Source organism: Polyangium sorediatum (assembly GCF_029946465.1).
GTDB lineage: Bacteria > Myxococcota_A > Polyangia > Polyangiales > Polyangiaceae > Polyangium > Polyangium fumosum.
The window spans coordinates 64557-84698 of the sequence record NZ_JARZHI010000022.1; the positions used below are offsets into that span (position 1 = coordinate 64557).

At 68.1% G+C, this 20142-nt stretch carries 16 protein-coding genes; 1 reads left to right on the top strand and 15 read right to left on the bottom strand.

Going from position 1 to position 20142, the window contains the following annotated elements:
• From QHF89_RS24160 to QHF89_RS24225, 14 genes are all read right to left on the bottom strand, one after another.
• On the bottom strand, positions 1 to 975 hold the full coding sequence (locus QHF89_RS24160; protein WP_136927643.1) for an alpha-ketoacid dehydrogenase subunit beta: 975 nt from the start codon (positions 973 to 975) through the stop codon (positions 1 to 3).
• A 54-nt stretch (positions 976 to 1029) separates the two neighbouring features.
• Entirely contained in the window at positions 1030 to 2223 is a 1194-nt protein-coding gene (locus tag QHF89_RS24165; protein WP_136970273.1) for a thiamine pyrophosphate-dependent dehydrogenase E1 component subunit alpha, read from the bottom strand.
• Between the two features lie 251 nt (positions 2224 to 2474).
• Entirely contained in the window at positions 2475 to 3047 is a 573-nt protein-coding gene (locus QHF89_RS24170; RefSeq protein ID WP_136970272.1) for a tellurite resistance TerB family protein, read from the bottom strand.
• A gap of 72 nt (positions 3048 to 3119) precedes the next feature.
• Entirely contained in the window at positions 3120 to 4196 is a 1077-nt protein-coding gene (lipA, locus tag QHF89_RS24175) for a lipoyl synthase (RefSeq protein ID WP_136970271.1), read from the bottom strand.
• 64 nt (positions 4197 to 4260) lie between these two features.
• The gene (locus QHF89_RS24180) at positions 4261 to 5373 is read right to left on the bottom strand and encodes an Rpn family recombination-promoting nuclease/putative transposase (protein WP_136970270.1); all 1113 of its coding nucleotides are present in this window, start codon (positions 5371 to 5373) and stop codon (positions 4261 to 4263) included.
• Positions 5374 to 5454: 81 nt separating this feature from the next.
• Positions 5455 to 6459, bottom strand: a complete 1005-nt coding sequence (gene mtnA, locus QHF89_RS24185; RefSeq protein ID WP_342763971.1) for an S-methyl-5-thioribose-1-phosphate isomerase — start codon at positions 6457 to 6459, stop codon at positions 5455 to 5457.
• Between the two features lie 89 nt (positions 6460 to 6548).
• Positions 6549 to 6866, bottom strand: coding sequence for a hypothetical protein (locus QHF89_RS24190; protein WP_136927648.1), 318 nt, complete (start codon positions 6864 to 6866; stop codon positions 6549 to 6551).
• A 4-nt stretch (positions 6867 to 6870) separates the two neighbouring features.
• Positions 6871 to 7719, bottom strand: a complete 849-nt coding sequence (locus tag QHF89_RS24195; RefSeq protein WP_136927649.1) for an SDR family oxidoreductase — start codon at positions 7717 to 7719, stop codon at positions 6871 to 6873.
• Positions 7720 to 7785: 66 nt separating this feature from the next.
• Positions 7786 to 8622 carry a hypothetical protein gene (locus QHF89_RS24200; RefSeq protein WP_136970269.1) on the bottom strand — a complete coding sequence of 279 codons (837 nt, stop codon included), beginning with the start codon at positions 8620 to 8622 and terminating at the stop codon, positions 7786 to 7788.
• Between the two features lie 3 nt (positions 8623 to 8625).
• Positions 8626 to 10272, bottom strand: a complete 1647-nt coding sequence (locus QHF89_RS24205) for a hypothetical protein (protein WP_136970268.1) — start codon at positions 10270 to 10272, stop codon at positions 8626 to 8628.
• 466 nt (positions 10273 to 10738) lie between these two features.
• Entirely contained in the window at positions 10739 to 11635 is an 897-nt protein-coding gene (locus QHF89_RS24210; protein WP_136970267.1) for a nucleotidyltransferase domain-containing protein, read from the bottom strand.
• A gap of 180 nt (positions 11636 to 11815) precedes the next feature.
• Complete coding sequence (locus tag QHF89_RS24215) at positions 11816 to 13066, bottom strand: alkaline phosphatase PhoX (protein ID WP_136970266.1); 1251 nt, start codon at positions 13064 to 13066, stop codon at positions 11816 to 11818.
• A 31-nt stretch (positions 13067 to 13097) separates the two neighbouring features.
• Positions 13098 to 13637 (bottom strand): DUF3597 domain-containing protein, encoded by a 540-nt coding sequence (locus tag QHF89_RS24220; protein WP_136970265.1) that lies wholly within the window; start codon positions 13635 to 13637, stop codon positions 13098 to 13100.
• 21 nt (positions 13638 to 13658) lie between these two features.
• A complete protein-coding gene (locus QHF89_RS24225) occupies positions 13659 to 15320 on the bottom strand; it encodes a hypothetical protein (RefSeq protein WP_136970264.1) in 1662 nt (553 codons plus the stop codon).
• Positions 15321 to 16005: 685 nt separating this feature from the next.
• Here QHF89_RS24225 and QHF89_RS24230 point away from each other — a divergent pair.
• Entirely contained in the window at positions 16006 to 17391 is a 1386-nt protein-coding gene (locus tag QHF89_RS24230) for a calcium-binding EGF-like domain-containing protein (protein WP_284720885.1), read from the top strand.
• 265 nt (positions 17392 to 17656) lie between these two features.
• Here the strand turns inward: QHF89_RS24230 and QHF89_RS24235 are convergent, their stop codons facing one another.
• The gene (locus tag QHF89_RS24235; RefSeq protein WP_136970261.1) at positions 17657 to 20065 is read right to left on the bottom strand and encodes an arylsulfatase; all 2409 of its coding nucleotides are present in this window, start codon (positions 20063 to 20065) and stop codon (positions 17657 to 17659) included.
• Positions 20066 to 20142 lie beyond the last annotated feature (77 nt).

Below are 20142 nucleotides of genomic sequence, written 5' to 3' on the forward strand. Positions count from 1 at the left end.
TCAGTACCTCGCGGTCTCGATGATCGCCGGCAGGATGCGGTGGGAGAGCGGCAGGTACTCCATCTCGAGCGTGTACGGGAAGGGCGTGTCGAAGCCGGTCACGCGCTTCGGCGGCGCCTCGAGGTGGAGGAAGGCCTTCTCGTTGATGAGCGCGACGATCTCGCCGCCGAGCCCGCAGCTCTTCGGCGCCTCGTGCACCACGACCACGCGGCCCGTCTTCTTCACCGACGTGATGATCGTCTCGATGTCGAGCGGCCAGAGCGTGCGCAGGTCGATGACCTCGCAGTCGATGCCCTGCGCCGCCGCCTGGTTCGCCGCGTCGAGCGCCTCGTAGAGCATCGCGCCCCAGACGACGATCGTCACGTGCTGGCCCTTGCGCACGACGCTGGCCTTGCCGAGCGGCACCGTGTGATCCCCCTCGGGGACCTCGCCCTTCGCCGCGCGGTAGATGCGCTTCGGCTCGAAGAAGAGGACCGGATCCGGGTCGCGGATCGAGGCGAGCAGGAGGCCCTTCGCGTCCGCCGGATTCGACGGACAAACCACCTTGAGGCCCGCGACGTGGATGAACTGCGCCTCGGGCGACTGCGAGTGGTAATGGCCGCCGCGGATGCCGCCGCCGGTCGGCGTGCGGATCACGAGCTTGGCCGGATACTCGCCGCCCGAGCGATACCGGTACTTCGCCAGCTCGGAGACGATCTGGTCGTACGCGGGGAAAATGAAGTCGGAGAACTGGATCTCGGGGACGGGGACCAGGCCGTAGAGGGCCATGCCGATCGCCGTACCGATGATGCCACCCTCGGACAGCGGGGTGTCGATCACGCGCTCGTCGCCGAACTCGTCGAAGAGCCCCTGCGTGACGCGGAAGACGCCGCCGACCTTCCCAACGTCCTCGCCGAGGACGACGACGCGGTTGTCGCGCCGCATCTCGTGGCGGAGGGCGTCGTTGATGGCCTGGACCATGTTCATCTGAGGCATCGTGCTATCTCTCCGTGACCTTCTCGAAAGGAGGGCGGGGGCTTTCCCCGAGGATCAGTGGCCGTGCCCCTTGGCGCGGGGTCCACGCAAAAGCTCGTCCCGCTGCTCTTGCAGGTGCCAGGGGAGCTCGCCGAAGACGTCCTCGAACATCGACTCGAGCGCGGGCAAAGCCGTCTTCTCGGAGACCGCGATCGCAGCCTTGAGCTCGGCGTCGAGCTCGGCCTCGAGCTCCTTGTCCTGCGCGTCGGTCCAGCCCGTCGTGCGCTCGATGTACCGGCGCAGGCGCGGGATCGGGTCGAGGCGGCGCCAGGAATCGAGGCCGGCCTCGGGCCGGTACGCCTTCGGATCGTCGCTCGTCGAGTGGCCTTCGAGCCGGTAGGTGAGCGCCTCGATGATCGTCGGGCCCTCCCCTCGCGCGGCGCGCGCGACCGCGTCGCGGGTGACCTTGACGACGGCGAAGAGGTCGTTCCCGTCGCAACGAACGCCGGGGACGCCGTACGCGATGCCCTTTTGCGCGAACGTCTCGCTCGCGGTCTGGCGCTCGGTGGGCACGCTGATGGCCCAGCCGTTGTTGCGGCAGAAGAACACCGTCGGCGCCTTGAAGACGCCCGCGAAGTTCATGCCGTTGTGGAACTCGTTCGAACTCGTGGCGCCGTCGCCGAAGTAGACGAGGACCGCCGCGTCTTCCTTGCGGATCTTCGCGGCCCAGGCGAACCCGACGGCCTGCGTGATCTGGGTGCCGATGGGTGAGCTGACCGAGCCGAACTTGCCCGTCTTCCACGTGTAGTGGTCCGGCATCTGACGCCCCTTCACGGGGTCGTTCGTGTTGCCGAACATGTTGTCGACGTACCGCTGGAGCGGCATCCCGCGCCAGAGCGCCGCGGCGAACTCGCGGTAGCACGGGAAGATCCAGTCGTTCTGCCGCATGGCGAAGGCGCTGCCGAGGATGCTCGCCTCCTCGCCCTTGCAGCCGATGTGGAAGCCGATGCGCCCCTGCCGCTGGAGGAGCACGAGGCGCTCGTCGAGCAGGCGCGCGCGGACCATCGCGCGGTAGAGGGTGAGCACCTCGTCGCTGCGAAGACCAGGATCGTTCGCCGGATCGAGGGTGCCGTCGTCGCGGAGAACACGCACGACGTCAGGCGCGTGCGCGTCGAGCGGATGCCGCGCGACCGGGTGGGCGGAGCCGTCCATGCTGCCCCCTGAGGCAGAGGAGGCGAGGCTCGATGCGGGTTGGGTGGCGGTGCTCATGATGGCGCCCGGACCGTAGTCAAAGGGCGACAGAATGGCCAGGGGACAAGCGCAGATCACGCCATTTTACAACACGCCGCGTCGTGATTGTTGCATCCGCGAAAAGGCCGCAGAACGACCGGCAATCATTGCGCGATTTCGTGCTGCACCCGCAGCATGACGAGCCACGCAGGAGAGACGCGTGCGCGGCCGCGCGTGCACGCCTCACGAGCGCGCACCGTGCGTGATGGACCAAGCACGAGCGCCAACGTTCAGACGGCGCCGAGGGCCTCGGTGGCCTCGGTGATCGCCGCGTCGACCGCCGCAGAGCCGAGCGTGAAGCGCTGCGCGAGCCGCTCGAGCAAGGCGCGCTCGGAAGGACGGATGCCGCCCGACGCGCGCGCCATGATCGCGGCGATGCGCAGCACCTCCTGCTGGTGATCACGATGCGTGATCATCTGCGCGATGTGCGCGACGCGCTCTTCTTCGCTCTCGCGTTGGTGCGCCGAAGCGAGTTCCCCGAAGAGCGCCTCGATCTGCTCGGCCGAGACCTTGCCATCGCAGCCGATGCCCACGATGGAGCGGAGCACGGCGTCCTCGGTCGTGGTGAGCGGACCATCGGAGGCGGCCACGAGGTACGCGCTCTCGACCGTGCCCTCGAAGAGCGCGGCCGCCGCAGGATCGAAGCCGGAAGGGGCCGTGGCCTCGTCCCCCATGGGGCGGCTCTGCGCGAGGCGCGCCGCTTGCGCCAGGATCGAGTGCTGCACGCCGCGCGGGGCGTTCGGCCCAGGCCGTGCGATGCACTGCGTGACGCGCTCGATGAACTTCTCGTCAGGGGAGCTCATGCCGGGATCCTTCCCTAAGACGCCCCTTTTCACACACTCCGACCGAAACGCCAAGCCCCGGCGCCCAGGACGTCAGCGCCGCACGAGCGACGCCGCCGAAACGAGGCCCGCCGACGCAGCACGGGCGCCGAGCGGAACCTCGACGCTCGCAGGCGCGCCGAGCTCCAGAGCGACCCGTGCAGCTTCCCGACGCGCGACGTCGAGCCGCGCATCGAGCTCGGCCTGCACGTCGCCGCCCTCACCGCCCTTGCCTCGCAAGAGGCTGCGCAGGAACACCTCGGCGGCGCGGTAACTCGACCGGACGAGCGGGCCCGACGCGGCGTAGAGGAAGCCCATCGCGAGGGCTTCTTCCTCGTAGCGCGTGAACGTCTCCGGCGGGACGAAGCGCAGGACCTCGTGATGCTTGGGCGTGGGCCGGAGGTACTGGCCGATCGTGACGACGTCGACGCCGACGCCGCGAAGATCCCGCATCGTCTCGATGACCTCGTCGTCCGTCTCGCCGACGCCGACCATGATCGAGCTCTTCGTCAGTTGCCCCTCGATCCCCTGCGCCCGCGCGCGCGTCTTGGCGCGCTCGAGCACGGCGAGGGACTGATCGTAGCTCGATCGCACGTCGCGCACGGTGCGCGTGAGGCGGCGGATGGTCTCGACGTTGTGCGCGAAGACGTCGGGCCTGGCGTCGACGACGGTGTCGACGGCGGAGAGATGTCCGCTGAAGTCGCCGACGAGCGTCTCGACGAGGATGTCGGGGCGGAGCGACTTCAAGCGCTGCACGGTGCGGCCGACGTGCTCGGCGCCGCCGTCGAGGAGGTCGTCGCGGTTGACCATGGTCATGACGACGTACTGGAGATCGAGCCGCGCGATCGCGCGCGCGACGTGCTCGGGCTCGCGCGTGTCGACGGCGCCGCGCGGGTTGCCGGTGGTGACGGCGCAGAAGCGGCAGCCTCGGGTGCAGACGTCGCCGAGCAGCATCACCGTCGCCGTGCCCTCGCGCCAGCACTCGCCCACGTTGGGGCAACGCGCTTCCTCGCAGACGGTGTGGAGATCGAGCTCGCGGAAGGTCTGCTTGAGGTGATGGTAGGTGTCGCCGCCAGGCGCGCGGACTTTCAACCAGGGAGGCTTGGGGACGAAGCGGGAAGCGGCGGTCATGGATTCCGTTCTGGAGCCGAGGGGAGATGGCGGCAAGGGACTCGCGTGGCCGGCGAGCGTACGGTCACACGGAGCTGCGTCGAACCCGCGCGCGGGTCTTTGTTGCTGCGCGCGGGGTGGAAGAGGAAGATGCGCGCGGGGTGGAAGAAGAGGATGCGCGCGACGGCGGCGCGGCGCGGCGGACCTCGCCGAACACCTCGTCCAGGGTTTCGGCCGTGAGCAGACGGACGCCCCAGCGGCTGAGCGTGGCCTCGTCCGCGTCGGCGATCTTCGTGCGGGCGGAGGCCGGCAGAGCGCCGAAGCGCGCCGTGAGGAGTTTCCGCAAGAGCCGCGCCTGTCCCTCCATGCGGCCTTCGACGCGTCCCCGCTCCTCGACCTTGTCTAGCCAGGTGATGATCACGTCTCGCACCTCCGAACCCGTCGCACGTTCCAGGATCTCGCCGACCTTCTCCGCGCCGATGCGCTGGTGGGTTGATGCAAGATACCGCAGCAACACGCCAAGTGCAGCAAGGCCGTCCTTGGCCAGTAGCACCTCGTCGAGCGCCTGCCCGATCCGCTCGATCTCCTGCTCGAACCGCGCGTCGTCGCCCGCCACGGACAGACACCACAAAACGACCTGCCCGAGCGACGTGAGCGCCCGCTCCACGAGATCCCCCGCGCGCCCGCCGCCGAGGTCGATCAGCCGGAGCTCGAACTGCGGGACGAACGGGGAAAGCCGGGGACGAACCGTCGCGTCCATCGGCACGAGATCCTGGAACGCCGTCGCCGCCGTCCAGCCCGCCTCGCTGTGATGCACGACGATGGGGATGATCGGCGGCAGCTCCTTCAGCTTGGGCTCGTCGCGGACGAGCTGCTCCCAGAGCCGAAACATGTAGACGCCCATGCGAAACACCATGAGCGGGTCGACGTCGCGCTGCTGCTCGACGAGCGCGTGGAAGTAGACCTTTTTCCCGCGAATGCGCGCCGAAAACACGAGGTCGCCGTGGCGGTGGCGGAGCGCGCGGTCGACGAAGCTGCCCTGTTCGAGCCGCAACGTGCCCCAGTCGATCCCGTCCGCGAGCTCCTTCGGCAAAGCTGCCCGGAGCAGGCCGACCGCGTGCTCGCGCTGGGAAAACGCCCACTTGAAGAGCGCGTCGTGTGGCTGGGACAAGGGATCCGGACGGCGCGGCTTTGGCATGCCCGGGACGTTTGTCCCGGGTTCCCTCGGACGAACAAGTTTTGCGAGATGGAAAGCCCGGGCGACCCCGGACGAACCGACTTACGCCCCGCTCGCCTCGCCCGCCCGTGCGATCTCCCCCGCGGCAAACTCGCCCCGCTCCGTGAAGATCGCCGTGATCAGCTCGGCCGGCGTCACGTCGAACGCCGGGTGCCGCGCCGGCACGCCTTCCGGCACCAGCACCGCGCCTCCCACCCGGACCACCTCGTCCCGGCTGCGCTCCTCGAGCGGGATGTGATCCCCGTCCAGCGTCGCGAGATCGACCGTGCTCCACGGCGCGGCCACGTAAAACGGGGTGCCGTGGTGCTTCGCCAGGCAGGCGAGCCCGTACGTGCCGATCTTGTTCGCGATGTCCCCGTTCCGCGCGATCCTGTCCGCGCCCACCACGATCGCCGTCACCTCGCGCCGCCGCAGGAAATAGCCGGCCATCGAGTCCGTGATCACCTCGACCGGGATGCCGTCTTGCGCGAGCTCCCACGCCGTCAGCCGCGCGCCTTGCAGGTACGGCCTCGTCTCGTCCGCCAGCACCCGCACGCGCTTGCCCGCCTCCGCCGCCGCGCGGATCACGCCGAGCGCCGTGCCATACCCGCCCGTCGCCAGCGCGCCCGCGTTGCAATGCGTGAGGATCGTCGCGCCGTCCGGGATGCGCGCCGCGCCGACCCGACCCATCCGCCGGCACGCCTCGAGGTCCTCCACGTGGATGCGCCGCGCGAGCGCCGCGAGCTCCGCCACGCGCACCTCGGCCGCGTCGCTCGCGTGCGCCTCGGCCGACGTGAGCATGCGCGAGACCGCCCAGGAGAGGTTCACCGCCGTCGGCCGCGCCGCCACCAGCATGCTCGCCGCGGCGCGCAGACCGGCGACGTACCGCTCCGCGACCGCCGGGCGCAGCGCGCGCGCCGCGAGCACCATGCCGTACGCCGCCGCGATCCCGATCGCCGGCGCGCCGCGCACGACCATCGCGCGGATCGCCTCCGCGACATCCTCGACCGAGCGCAACGTCACGTAGACCTCGCGCGCCGGCAGATCCCGCTGGTCGAGGAGGAACACGCGGTCGCAGCTCTCCGCGAGCTCGGCCGCCGAGTACCCCGCGCCCGAGAGCGCCGGGGCCGGATACCAGGGCGGGGGCGCCACCGTGGTCACGAATGCCCCCCGTGCCCGTTCTTCGGGCCTTCCGCGGCGCGGGCGAGCTCGAGGCGACCCCGGATCTCCTCCGCCACCATGGCGAAATCCTCGGCCGCCTCGGCCTTTTTCCCTTCCAGGTAGGCCCGGAGCCCCTCGATGGCCGTGAGCGCGATGCTCGCGTTCACGCCCCTCTGCGAGAGGGACTCGATCACGTCGCCGTTCTTCAGGAGATCCTCGAGATCGTCGAACACGCTCGCGATCTCCCGGGTCGGATCCACGGCGAAGGTGGTGCCCGATCCGATCGTTCGGTCGTCGTCGTCGCTCGAAGCCATGGCTTCACTTCTTCTTGTCGGTCGTCTCGGTCGTCGTCGGGAGCGCCGAGAACGGGAAATGCGGCGGCTCGTGGCCAGGCGCGCACTGGTACTTGGAGAAATCGGTGACGCCTTCGCTGCGCAGGAGCGTCTCGTCGATCCAGGCCTGGCCCTGCCGCGCCGAGGGCTCCTTCGTGATCAGCGCGAGCGTCGCGTCCGCGAGGATGTCGGCCTTGCGCCAGAACTCCGGGCCGCCGAGGCCGAAGTTGATGGTCGCGTAGCTCTCGATCGCCGTCGCCGGCCAGAGCGCGTTCGCCGTCACGTTGTGCGCCTTCGCCTCCTCCGCGATCGCCAGCGCGATCATCGTCATGCCGAACTTGGAGACCGCGTAGGCCCCATGGTGCGCGACCCCGTTCGCGTCCACCGGCGGCGACATCATCACGATGTGCCCCCACTTGCGCTCGATCATGTGCGGCAAGGCCGCCTGCGCGAGCGCGAACGACGCCCGCACGTTGATGCCCATCACGAGGTCGAACTTCTTCATCGGCGTCCCGGTGACGTCCGCCCACCAGAGCGCGCCCGCGTTGTTCACGAGCACGTCGAGCCGGCCGAAATGCGCCACCGCTTCGGCGACCGCCGCCTGGCACGCGTCCGCGTCGCGCACGTCGAGCTTGATCGGCAGCGCCCGGCGGCCGAGCCCCTCGACCTCCTTGGCCACGCTGTGGATCGTCCCCGGCAGCCGGGGATTCGCCTCGACCTCCGACTTCGCCGCGATGACGACGTCCGCGCCCTCCCGCGCACAAGCGAGCGCGACCGCCCGACCAATGCCCCGCGAGGCGCCCGTGATGAAGACAACCCTGTTCTCGAGCCGCATGGCGGGTTCCATACTGCACGCTGGCACCCTCCGCGACGGATTTCGTCGCTCGAAGGGCACGCGCCGTCAGCGCCGCCCTTTGCTCCGCTTTCGCGTCCCGGAGACGATGCGCGCCGCGTCGCGGGGCGGCTTCTTGCTTGCCTCCAAGAGCCCATCGATCCGCGCGGCCTCCGCGTTTTTCAGGCCTCCCCGGCGCAGGGCCGTGATGGCCTGCGACACGACCTCGCGCGTCTCCGGGCGCTTCGAGGCCGTCTTCGCTTCGACCCACGCGACGACCTCGGGGAAGCGCGCTGCGAACACCGCGACCTCGGCCGGCATCGCCTCGCGGAGGGTGCGCAGGCCCTGCGATCGCTCCGCCGCGCGGGGGGAGACGTCGGCGAGCGAGAAGGCCTCGTCGAGCCGCGCGATCACCTCCTCCGGCCCGCGCAGCCGATCGAGGACCTCCCGATCCGCGAGCGCTTCGAGCACCACGTGCGCGTGGAAGTAGCCGTCGGTCCACGACGCGAGCTCGGGCAACGTCTCCTCGCCCCGCTCGCGCAGCACCTCCCGCAGCGCGGAGACGATGCCCATGCGGACGAGGTGCCGCGGCTCGTCCGCGAGGTCGTGCAGCGTGCCCATGGCCCCGCGCGGGTCGAGGCCCACGAGCGCGCGCTGGGCGAGCGCGTGCGCCGCGACGATCACCGGATACTCGCCGGGGCATCCGAGCAGCGCGCGGACGAGCGCGTCCGCTTTGCCGCGGCGTGACGCGATCGCGATGCCCACGGTGCGGGCGAAGTCGAGGTTCGGGCGCGTGCCGGGCAGGTTCGAGTGCCGATCGAGCACGTCGAGCAGGCCGCGCAGGGGTCCCCCCGCGAGGACCAGATCGAGGGCCGCGTCGAGCTTGCTGGGTTGTGCTTCGGGCATTTCTCAGAATCCGATCGTCGCGCCCACTTCGGGCGTCAGCACGAACGTGACCACGGGGAGCGTCACGTTCGCGCGCAGGCCGACGCTGATCGCGACCCGCTCGAGCGGCGCATACTGCAAGCCGCCGCCGAGCGCGAGAAATCCCTGCCCGGCTTGCTTGTACGCCTTCAAGGACTGGACCCGCTGCTCGACACGCGTGCCCTCGTACGCCGGGTTGCCTGGCTTCGTGCAAGGGCTGTTCTGGTCGGCCGGGTTCGCCGCGCCGCAGGCGACGCCGTCTTCGAGCACCTCCACGTTGACGGGCGTGTCGATCTGCGCGAGCCCGGCCGCGGCGAAGACGAAGGGGCGCGCGCCGATGCTGGCGAACGGGTTCTTGCCGATGAAGTAGGTGCCGCGCAGCTCCGCGTGCACCGGCAGGAAGCTCGCCTCGTCGGCGCTCGACGTGCGGAACGCGAAGCCGATGCGCACGCCCGCCAGGATGTTGTCGAGGAAGAGCCGGTCGTAGCCGGCCATGACGCGGATCGTGGAGAGCGCGAGGCCCCCCGAGACGTTGTTCGCGACGCCGGGCGTGGGCGCGCCGAGGTACCGGCTCCCGTCCTCGCGCACGCACACGAAGTGCTCACGCTCCTGCCCGTCGACCGAGCAGACGTCCTGGCCCGAGAAGATCGAGATGTCCGGCGCGATCGTGAGCGAGACCCAGTTCTTCCGCGGGCCCGTGTCCTTCGGCTCCTCGAAGGCGTCCGGCCTCTTCGTGCACTCGCCGCTGATGCACGCGTACCCCGCGTTGCACTGGTTGTCGTCGAGGCACTGCTTCGGCCCGGACTCGACCTTCACGCAGAGCTCGGGCGGCGCGAAGCCGGGCCAGCTCGGCGGCTCGCCCTCGATGCGCGCCTTGATCGCCGTGCTCAAGGGCTGCGCGCGCGAGCCCGCGCCCGTCACGATGGCGCCGTCCGCGTCGGTGATCGTGATGTAATAGTCGAGCTTGCCCTCTTTCGTGACGTCGGTGCACGGCACGTTGATGCCGAAGCCGAACTCGCCGACCTTCTTCATCACGAGCGTCTTCCAGTCGCCCGCGCCCGGGGCGAGGAACGTGACCGTGACCTTCTTCGCGTCCTGCAAGAGCTCCGGCGCGAGCCGCACGTAGAGCGGCAAGGGCGTGTCGACGCGCTGCTCGACCGGGGCCGTATGCGTGATGCCCTGGCCGGAAGGCGCGGCTTTTCCCCCTGCCCCGGGCGCGCCGTCGAGCTTGAGCTGCTTGCGCGCGTTCTCGTAGGCGTACTTCACCTCGCCCGAGCTCATGTCCTCGTCGGGCTTCGCCGACTTGTCGAGGGTGAGCGCCTCGACGAACACCTCACGCGCGTCTTCGAGCTGCTTCTTGCCACCCGCGAGCACCACGCCCAGCGCCACGAGGGCCCGCGCCTTCACGCTCGGCGTGCACTTGTCCGCGCCGCACGCGTCGATCGCCGCTCGGAGTCGCTTTTCAGCCTGATCGAACTTCGTCTCCAGGTAGTCGACATCCATCGCCTGCGTGATGGCCTTCTCGGCCTGCGCGTCCTTGGGCGCCGCCGCATGCGCGGGCAAGGCGCAGAGGAGCGGGGAGCCAAAGGCGAGCGCGAGCAGGGCGCGAGAGAAGAAACCCAAGGGACGCATCGGGCGAACTCTACCTTAACGGCGCGGGAGGGGGCGAGATCGGTGCGCGGAGGCGGCCGAGGATGCGTTCGTCTGCGGGGACGAGGCGATCGCGCGCGTGGGGGATCACCTTGCCCGTCGCCACGTGGCGACCCCCTCACGTCACGATGACGCGTGCCTGTCGCCGCGTGGCGACCCCCTCACGTCACGATGACGTGTGCCCGTCGCCGCGTGGCGACCCCCTCGCGTCACGACGACGTGTGCCCGCCGCCGCGTGGCGACCCCCTCGCGTCACGACGACGCGTGCCCGTCGCCACGTGGCGACCCCCTCGCGTCACGACGACGCGTGCCCGTCGCCGCGTGGCGACCCCCTCGCGTCACGACGACGCGTGCCCGTCGCCGCGCGGCGACGGGGGCGGGGCGGGGTTTCGGGGTGGGGAGAGCGTGTGAATGGGGATGAGTGGAGTGCTTCGGGGCCCCCCCTGCATCACACCAACGTGAAAGCCGGTCGATAACCGAAACCAACATCCTTGGCCAGCTCCACCACGCTCGCCCACAGCTCGCTCACGGCGCGGGTGGAAGCGCTCAAATCCGCCGGAGTCTCCCCCAGGCGGGCCAATATCCTCGACAACTGCTGCACGTACCCCGGCGGGACCAGCGGCGCGTCCGCATGAAAGCCCGCGGCAATCTCGGCCATCGCCGTCTTGTCGGTCATGAAATAGGTCTCGTTGAGTGCAAACAGCACCTGGGTCAGAAAAGCCCCCGTGCGGGTCAGTGCGCCGGACACCGCATATACGTCGCCGCGCTCGGCATACGCAGCGGCATGCACGAGCGAAAACTCGGCCAGCCACAGATTCGAAAGAACGAGCTTCTCTTTCAGCAGCGGCGGGTAGACCTCCACCTGCCGTTTCAGGGATGCGATATGCCCGGCCGGATCATGCAGCGGCAAGCAAACGCGCGTCTCGGCCAGGTAGGTCACGCTGTAGAAGCCAAAGGCGGGCTGCTGGTCGAAATGATGGTGCGTGACGCCCCGCGCCGCCTCGTCGAGCGTGCGCCGAACCTGATCGAGGTTGCGGTAAATGAAGTCCACCTTGCCGGCGGTCGTCCGGATCCAGGCGCCGCCATTGACCCACGGTCCCCAGCCGTAGAAATCGGTCACGTCGGGAGGGCCGGCGATCGAAATCTCGGCCGCGACGCGGCGGATGTCCTCGATCCGGAACGGGCTGTCTTCCGCGTAATACATGGCCACGTCCAGATCCGAATCCGGACGGGCCATGCCGCGCGCGTACGAACCGCCGAGCACCACGGCGACGACGCCTGGCACGGCCGAAAGGCGCGTGGTGATCGTATCGAGCAGGGCTTGTTTCTCCGCGGGGAGTGTCATAGAGAGTGCCGATCTTGCTCGCAGGCGACGCGACGGTCCAGTGCGATCAACGGGTTAGCAGCCTGTGGAATTATCGTCGCGAGCGCCCCGAAGCTAGGGCGACGGAGCGAGGAATCCTGAAGGATTTCGAGCGATGTCGACCGACGATTCGGGGCGCGCAGCAGATAAGTCCACAGGCTGCTAGGCCGGCGCGTGGAACGGACCCGTGACCTCGTACGTCACGCCGCCGCTCCCGTCGCCGCGCTGCGAGCTGAAGTAGAGCCGCGTCCCCGACGGGTCAAACGCCGGCCCCGTGATCTCGCTCTTGTCATGCCCCATCACCTGCACGAGGGGCTTGAGCTCGCCGTTCGGCAAGATCGCCACAATCTGCATGTCCCCCGTATCCTCGGCCACGAGCACGTCGCCGCTATGCGAGACGGTGATGTTGTCGACGCCCGTCAGAATGGGCGTCTCCGCTTCCTTCGCGTCATAGATCACGGCGAGCGTCTCCGTCATCGTGTCGTAAGCGTACACGCGCCCTTCGCCCTTGGCCGAGAAGTACACGATCCCCTCGTGGTACCAGATCCCCTCCGAGCCATCGAAGAGCGTCGCGCCCGCGACCTGCTTTCGCGTCGGGGTCAGGCCTTCGTAGAGCGGATCCGGCACATCGAGCCACTTGACGCTCCCCTCCATCCCGACCTCGGCCACCTGGAGCTTGCCGCTCGAAATGTCCGCGAAGCCGTGCCGATTGAGCTTGTCGGGTACGAATCGATAAAAACACCCGTCGTCCTCGTCCTCGGTCAGGTAGACGTGGTGCTTCACCCGATCGATCGCGGCCGCCTCGTGCTTGAAGATGCCGAGGGCCGGGCGGACGACCGCCTCGTGTTCGCCGCGCGGATCACACTCGAAGACGCGCCCCCGCGAGGCCTCCTCGCACGAGAGCCACGTGCCCCAGGGCGTCGGCCCTCCGGCGCAGTTGATGTTCGTCATGCTCAGGATCGGATACGCGTCCACGAGCTTCCCCGCGGCGTCGAAGCGGAGCGCGCCCACGCCGCCGGCGATGGGGACCTCCGAGTTCGATACATACACATGACCGCCGTCCTCGAGGAGGAACGTCGCCCCGCCGTCCGGCGCGATGTGCCAAACGTACTCGGAGGTATCGAGGGGCTTCGTGTTCGTCTTCGCGACGATCCGCGCGGAGAACCCCGGCGGCAGCTTGACCCCATTCGCGTCCGGATCGCCGAGCGGCCCGATCTCGGCGATCCGTGACACGAGCTTGGGCCCGTCGATGGGTACACCAAACGGCGGCTCGCCGGGCGTCGCCGGCGGCGGGGGCGCGCCGCCCTCCGAGGAGCAGCTCGCGAGCAGGGAGGGGCTCATCATCGCGGCGAGACCTGCGAGGCCTCCCCGCAGGATCACGCGGCGAGAGAAGAGAGGGCGGGCTTTGTCCATGGGCGGAGGATACCCGCCTTTGGACGTGACGTCATTGCGACTTCATGACCTTGACCGGCCGGCCGTCGCCATCGACCTTGTTCTCCCCGGCCTGCGCGCCCTTGGGCTGGCTGCCCGTGTTGATCGTGAACGACTGCACCTTGGCCTGCTCGCGGCCGCCGAAGGTGCCGCGGACGCGTACCGCAAGATTGCTCTCGGCCGTCGGGGCGTCATAGGTCACGGGCACTTTCAGGGATTGCCCGCTCCGCACGGAGGGGGCCGACACCGGGGAAGCTCCTCCGGTGAGCTTCAGCCCGTCGACCCCCCATACCTCGATCGTGATGCCCGCGCCGTCCGCGCCGAAGACGACATCCAGATCGGCCGCGCCCGGCCGAAGCGTCGCGCTCACGTTCACGGGGGCGGAGGGCTTTGCGGTGGGCTCGGACGGGCCTGCCTTCTCGGCCGCGGCCGTGCTTGGTTCCGCGGCTCGGGGCTCACCCGAGGCCGCCTCCGCCGGAGGCCGCGCGCCGTCGGTGCCGCACGCCGCTGCCGCGAAAAGAACGACCATCCCCACGATGCTGATGTATTTCATGTTCGATTCCTTCTTCAGTCTTCAGTGCGAGATGGTGATTTCGGCCCCGTACGACACGGGCATGGTGTTGAACCCACGCACGGAGAGCACGTAGATCGTCCCTGCCTCCGAATCAAACGTGACGCTCTCTTCCCCGCTCACGTTTCCGTCGGTCGTGACGAGGACGCCGGCCTTGAACACCGCAAGGTCGACGTCGCTCGGGCTGGTCGAGGTGACGGTGATGGACATCCCGTCGCCTTCGATCCGGACGTAGACGTTCTGGGAGAGTCGATTGGTCTCCGTGTCGCCGGTCAAGTCGACGGTGTAGCTATTGCCGACGACGCCTTCCTTGTAGACCGGCAGGCTCCCGGGGAAGCCGCCGGAATGCGTCTCGTTCGTCCCCCACTCGTCCTCGATGGGGTCGACGCCGAAATCGGCGCTGGCGTTGTAGAACGACGTGACCGCGTCGATGTCCGCCGCTGCTTGCGGGTTGTTCTCCTTGAGCGAGGCCACGTACGAGAAGATCGTCGTGAACGAGGGCTTGTCCTTCTGGGTCCGGAGCGCCGCGTAGATGCCGCTGATGCCCACGCTGACCTGGTCGAAGGGCTCGTTCGGCCCGTCATAGAGGTCATACACGACCCCCTCGACCGTCGTCTCCGAGAACCAGCCCGGGTTCTTCTCGACGTTGTTCTCGTTCATTTCGACGTCATTCGAGAACCCGCTCGCCTGCTGGGGCCCGGAGCTGTCGGTGTAGGTGGTGTCCGGGTCGAGGACGATCGCGCTCAAGGCGGTGCAGAACCCTTCGCTGAAGGCGACCCGCGGGTCCTCGATATCGCTGCTGCTGTGGGTGCCTCCGATGGTGTCCGCACGGCCGAGCGTCTTGTTGAACCAGTGGCCCCACTCGTGGACGGTGATGTGCGAATCGAACTCGTCGGTGTCCACGTCTTCCTTGCCGAGGATATAAAGCTCCTCGCCGTCGAAATGCGAGGTGCCGATCTGGCCCAGGGCTTTGTCCCCGTCCTCGGGGCGATTGTTGACGCTCCAGTTGAATTTGAGCGGAGGGAACACGGGAGGAGGCGAAACCTCGTCGAGGAAGCGCTTCGCCGAGAGGTAGGCCGTATCGAGCACGGCGAACGGGGCGGCGGCGCGGGTCTTCGTGTACGCGGTCCCGTCCCAGCCCGTGGCGGCGAGGACGTCGAGCTTCGCGTCCGCGGCGCTATCGGCCGTGTTGCTCTCCATCACGTAGACCGCGTCTCCTGACGTATTGTCCTCGACGGTCAAGGAGGGGGCTTCCGTTTCGGCGTAGACCCAAAGCTTCACTTTGGCGGCCCCCATGTAGTCGAAGCTGTAGGCGCCCTCGTCGTCGGAGGACGTCTTCGCGATCTCGGCGTCGGTGTCGGCGTCGATGAGGCGGACCGAGGCCCCGCGGATCGGGCGCTTCTCGATCTTGCCATAATCGAGCTTTTCGAGGTCGACGTCGAAGGGCACGTACTCATACGACAGCGTACCCGAGAGGCGGAACCCGACGTCCTCACCGCCGGCTCCGCCGCTCCCCGAGGAAGAGCTGCTGCTGCTGCTGCTGCTGCTGCTGTTGGTACTGCTGCTGCCATTTTCGTCGTCGCACCCGGCGACGAGCCCGAGGGCGAGCGTCGAGAAGAGGAAGGGAAGGGTCCTGCGGAGAACGAGAGATCGAGCGGAGATCATGAAGCATCCTTCTACCGGACTGTCTGGACGCGCCGGCACTACGTCAGCGATGGGTAAGCACAGGGCAATGGGTTTCCTGCGGGTGCCGCGGAGCCAATGGCGAGGCGGTGCCTACTTCAGCACGAGGTCAGCCAGCCCCAACGGCCCGTTGAGCGGCGGGGGCGCAAGACGCGGCAAGCAGGAGCAACACGGCGGCGGCGGAGGCGCGGCGGAGCCACGACCTCCGTCCCGGCGATGAAGAGCGTACGGCATCGGCCGCAATCTACACCCATACGTCATTTCCGCGATAGCCCTTCCGGCGCCAGGGCGAGATCGTTGCGTTTGTTGACCAGCCTTGCGCTTTTTGATCAGCGCGGGCTCTTGGTTGAGTCATTGCAGAGATCGATGACGAAGCGTCCATCCGCCGTCAGCCACCATCGCTTCAGGTGAGGATGCAACCACGAAGAATGCATCCGCCTGCTTATCTTGCCGTTCGTGGACAGTTCGCTGCCGTTTCTGGACAGGCGAATGGTCACGGGGGCCCCTGGCGACGGGGAAGCTTCCTCCTCGCCGCAATTGCGTTCGCGAAGATACGGAGGCGCGGCGCACGGAGGAGACGCAGCTTGACGTGCCCGTACGTGCCCTGTAAAAGTCGCCGCCGAAAAGCTTGCATTGCACGGAGAGATTCAGAATGACGAAGGCATCCATGACACCCGTATTGCTCGCTCTGCTCGCGGGCGGCTCGCTCGGCTGCGAGCTCATCGCCGCGGTCGACCGTAGCCAGATCGACCAGGGCGGCGGCATGGGCAGCGGCGGCATGGGCGGCGGCGGGAGCGGCGGCATGGGCGGCGGCGGGAGCGGCGGCACGGGCGGCGAAGGTGGCGCGGGTGGCGGCGCGTGCACCCCCGAGGACGACGGCAACCCCTGCACGGAGGACGTCTGCGAGGGCGACGTGCCCACGCACAAGCCCACGGCCGCGGGGACCGCCTTGCCCGATCAGGTGACCGGCGATTGCAAGCAGGCCGTGTGTGACGGCAATGGCGCCGCGACCCAGCAAAACGACGACATCGACCTGCCCGACGACATGAACGCCTGCACCGACGACGTGTGCACCGCGGGCGCGCCGTCGAACCCCCCGATCGCGGCGGGCGCCGCCTGCGGCCAGGACCTCGTCTGTGACGGCAATGGCATGTGCGTCGGCTGCAACGCGCCGACCGATTGCGCGGGCACCGACGACGAATGCAAGGCGCGCACGTGCGAGGCCGGCGTCTGCGGCGTGAGCTTCACCCCCGCGAACACGCCCGCGGGCATGCAGACCCCCGGCGATTGCAGCGCGATCGTGTGTGACGGGAGCGGCGCCACCACGACCCTCGCCGACGACACCGACCTGCCGCCCGACGACGCGGACCCCTGCAAGGTCCCCGCGTGCAGCGCCGGTCAGCCGGCCGTGGCTGACGCGCCGGACGGCACCACCTGCGCGGACGGCGACGCGTGCACGCAGACGGACACCTGCCAGGCCGGGACCTGCACCGCCGGCGCGGGGCAGCCGTGCCAGAACGGTGGCACGTGCGCGACGTCGGGGGGCGGCTACGTCTGCTCCTGCCCGTCCGGCTACTCGGGTGTCAACTGCGAGACCTGCGTCCCCACCACCTGCGAGGCCCAGGGAGCGACCTGCGGCACCATCCCCGATGGCTGCGGTGGCATGCTCACCTGCGGGCCGGCTTGCGCCGTCTGTCCCTGCGATCCGAATCCGGCGTGGCAAAGCGCGCTGGCTGGGACGCTCGTGAAGGATGGGCGGTGCACCAATTACTCCTTCCCGGGCCCCTGCGGGAGCAACGTGATGGGCCAGAACAGCTTTTCCTGGGCAGTCTCCGAGAACGGCATGTCGCTCGTGGAGCTCCTCGCCGGAACGCAGGACGGGCAGTTTGGCCTCGAGAGCTACTGCGGTGTGCAGGTGATGCAGCCGTCCAGCCCCACGAGTTGCAGTGGGGGTTCCTTCCCCGTCATCATGACCATCACCGCGGCGGAGGGCGCGGCGTGCAGGACCAAGGTCCTGAACTTCGGTGCGGCCCAGGGCGGCGTCTGCCAGTGAGCCTGCGGCTCCTGACCGGCGCCCGGCATGGGTCATCAGCACAAGCTCTCGTGTAGGTGTCGGTCGCCCCTCACCCTCGGGTCCCAGGATGACGAGGTGCCAGCACTCGTGAACGTTCACGGCCGGCGTCGCGGCTGGAGGCGCGGAAGGCCCGCGGCCGCGCGCCCCGCGGACAGCGACGCACCGGCCGAGGGCTCGGCCAGGTGGCGGCGCTGGGGGAGAGCAGAGCGCGGAAGCGGGCCGCCCGTTCGGCCGGGTCAAGGTGTCATTGCACCGCCATCAGCGCGTGCACGCGGTGTTCGGGGCTCACGAGGACGGGTGGGCCCGTGACCTCGATCTCCGCCCAGTACACGGTGCCATTGAAGCGGTTGTCCCCTTGGAACTCGGGGCACAAGGGGCCGCCCGTCTTCTTGCCGACCATCAGGAAGGCGTCCACGTTGAAGAGAACCGGATTGGTCAGTTCGATCTTGCCCGTGCCGATCGTGGTGAAGTCGCCTCCTGGTTGTTGTACGGAGAGCGTCACATTGCCGCCCTCGCCGGACTCCTTGCCGGTGTACTCGAACGCCATGCGGAGCACGTGCGTGCCCTTCGCGACCGGAAAGGTTGCTCGAACGTATTGGATCGTGGTCCCCATGTAGTTGTAGACGTACGTGAGGACTCCGTCCTTGAAATAGAGGCCATAGCCGCCGAAATCGTTGCCCCGGGCGAGGATCACGCCGTTCATTCGGGTCGTGCCGGTCGTCACATCGTAGGGCAACTCGACCTTTGCGGTGATCATGAAGGAGCGGTTGAAGGTGTTGATCACGCACGGGTCGGCGACGAAACTGCCGTCGACGTACCTCTGGCGGTGGGAGTTCGCCTCCTGGTCGGCCGGCCCCGAGGGCATGCGCTCGATCTTTCGGTCGTCGAGGGGAAAGACGTTGTAGCGGGCCGCATTGATCTGAAAAAGGTTCTTCAGCTCCTCCAGCTTCTCGGGCATGTCTGCGGCGAGATTTCGTGCCTGGGTCCAGTCCTCCGCCAGATCGATCGTGTCCTTGCGATCGTTGTACGTGAAGTAGAGCTCCCAGACATCCTTTGCGTAGTCCGGCAAGTTGTAGAAGTCCCAGGGCTTCGCGTGGAGGGTGACGGCGGTCCAGCCTTCATGGTAGATGCCACGGTTGCCAAACACCTCGAAGTACTGGGTCTTGTGGCGCTCGGACGCGTCTGCGTCATTGAACGTGTACAAGAAGCTCGTCCCCTCGATGGGCTTCTGCAGCACGCCATCGACGCTGAGCGGCTCCGGCAGGCCGATCGCTTCGAGGATCGTCGGAAGCACATCGGTCACGTACGTGAACTGGCTCCGCAGCCCGCCCTTCTCGTGGATGCCCGCTGGCCAATGGACGACCATGCCGTTGCGCGTGCCGCCGAAGTGGCTGGCGACTTGCTTGGTCCACTGATACGGCGTGCACATGGCCTGGGCCCAGCCGACGGCATAGTGATTGTACGCTTCCTTGGTGCCGAACTTGTCGATGTTGTCATTGATGAGCTTGATCTGGTCCTCCTCCGGTGGCTCGACGCCGTTGAAGCCTATCATCTCGTTGAAGGTGCCGAGAAACGTGCCTTCGGCGGAAGCGCCGTTGTCGCCGAGGATGTAGAGGATGAGCGTGTTCTCGAAGATGCCGAGCTCCTTGAGCGTATCGATCACCCTGCCGATCTGGTGGTCGGTATGTTTGAGGAAGCCAGCGTAGATTTCCATCTCGCGCTTCAGGGCATCTTTGATGTCGGCGGGCATTTCGTCCCAGGCTGGAACCCCGGCGTTGGGCGGCGGCAGCTCCGCGTTCTTCGGAATGACGCCAATCTTTTTTTGTTCCTTGTAAATGGCGAGGCGCACAGCGTCCCAGCCTTCGTCGAATTTCCCTTTGAACTGATCACTCCACTCTGCCGGGACCTGGTGGGGCGCATGGGTCGCGCCGGGCGCGAAATACATGAAGAAGGGCTTGTCCGGCGCGAGGGACTTCTGCGTCTCGATCCACTTGATGGCCTGATCGGCCAGATCCGTGGTCAGGTGGTAGTTCCCGCGCTCGGGCATTTCGATGTAGGTCGTCCCATCGTAGAGAGTGGGGTAGTACTGGTTGGTCTCGCCGGCGACGAAACCATAGAACTTCTCGAAGCCCATGTAGGTGGGCCAGTGGTCGAAGGGCCCCGTGGTGCCGGTTTCCCAGACGGGCACCTCGTGGCACTTGCCGAACTGAGCCGTCGAGTAGCCGTTGTATCGGAGTATCTTGGCGATCGAGGCGGCGCTGTTGGGGATGATCGAGGTGGAGCCGGGCGCCGAGGTCGCCATCTCGGTGATGCACCCCATGCCGACGGAGTGGGGGTTGCGGCCTGTCAGCAAGGCGGCGCGCGTCGGGCTGCACAGAGCTGCCGTATGGAAACGGTTGAACTTGAGGCCGCTCGCGGCGAGCTCGTCGGCTCTCGGGGTATCGATGAGCCCCCCGAACGTGCTCGAGGCGCCGAAGCCCACATCGTCGATCAGGAAGATGAGTACGTTGGGGGCGCCCTCGGGCGGGCGGATCGGCAGGATGGGAGGGAAGACGGCAGCCGGGTCCGCGGCATTGTACACCACCGGGCCGGCATAGGCCCTGTCCGGGATCGGCAGAATCTCGCGCTTGGGAAGGTCTCGATCTAACGGCATTGGTGACTCCTATCGTGGGGCAGCCAAGGAGGGGAATGGCGAGCCGCATCCAGAATCATCGGTCCAGACGAGGATGC

What these genes read in the sequence shown, in the direction of transcription:
- QHF89_RS24205 (WP_136970268.1), bottom strand. Translation starts at nt 10,272, where the DNA reads ATGCGTCCCTTGGGTTTCTTCTCTCGCGCCCTGCTCGCGCTCGCCTTT.
- QHF89_RS24165 (WP_136970273.1), bottom strand. Translation starts at nt 2,223, where the DNA reads ATGAGCACCGCCACCCAACCCGCATCGAGCCTCGCCTCCTCTGCCTCA.
- QHF89_RS24170 (WP_136970272.1), bottom strand. Translation starts at nt 3,047, where the DNA reads ATGAGCTCCCCTGACGAGAAGTTCATCGAGCGCGTCACGCAGTGCATC.
- QHF89_RS24225 (WP_136970264.1), bottom strand. Translation starts at nt 15,320, where the DNA reads ATGATCTCCGCTCGATCTCTCGTTCTCCGCAGGACCCTTCCCTTCCTC.
- QHF89_RS24180 (WP_136970270.1), bottom strand. Translation starts at nt 5,373, where the DNA reads ATGCCAAAGCCGCGCCGTCCGGATCCCTTGTCCCAGCCACACGACGCG.
- QHF89_RS24160 (WP_136927643.1), bottom strand. Translation starts at nt 975, where the DNA reads ATGCCTCAGATGAACATGGTCCAGGCCATCAACGACGCCCTCCGCCAC.
- QHF89_RS24220 (WP_136970265.1), bottom strand. Translation starts at nt 13,637, where the DNA reads ATGAAATACATCAGCATCGTGGGGATGGTCGTTCTTTTCGCGGCAGCG.
- QHF89_RS24190 (WP_136927648.1), bottom strand. Translation starts at nt 6,866, where the DNA reads ATGGCTTCGAGCGACGACGACGACCGAACGATCGGATCGGGCACCACC.
- QHF89_RS24200 (WP_136970269.1), bottom strand. Translation starts at nt 8,622, where the DNA reads ATGCCCGAAGCACAACCCAGCAAGCTCGACGCGGCCCTCGATCTGGTC.
- QHF89_RS24230 (WP_284720885.1), top strand. Translation starts at nt 16,006, where the DNA reads ATGACACCCGTATTGCTCGCTCTGCTCGCGGGCGGCTCGCTCGGCTGC.
- QHF89_RS24215 (WP_136970266.1), bottom strand. Translation starts at nt 13,066, where the DNA reads ATGGACAAAGCCCGCCCTCTCTTCTCTCGCCGCGTGATCCTGCGGGGA.
- QHF89_RS24210 (WP_136970267.1), bottom strand. Translation starts at nt 11,635, where the DNA reads ATGACACTCCCCGCGGAGAAACAAGCCCTGCTCGATACGATCACCACG.
- QHF89_RS24235 (WP_136970261.1), bottom strand. Translation starts at nt 20,065, where the DNA reads ATGCCGTTAGATCGAGACCTTCCCAAGCGCGAGATTCTGCCGATCCCG.
- QHF89_RS24195 (WP_136927649.1), bottom strand. Translation starts at nt 7,719, where the DNA reads ATGCGGCTCGAGAACAGGGTTGTCTTCATCACGGGCGCCTCGCGGGGC.
- lipA (WP_136970271.1), bottom strand. Translation starts at nt 4,196, where the DNA reads ATGACCGCCGCTTCCCGCTTCGTCCCCAAGCCTCCCTGGTTGAAAGTC.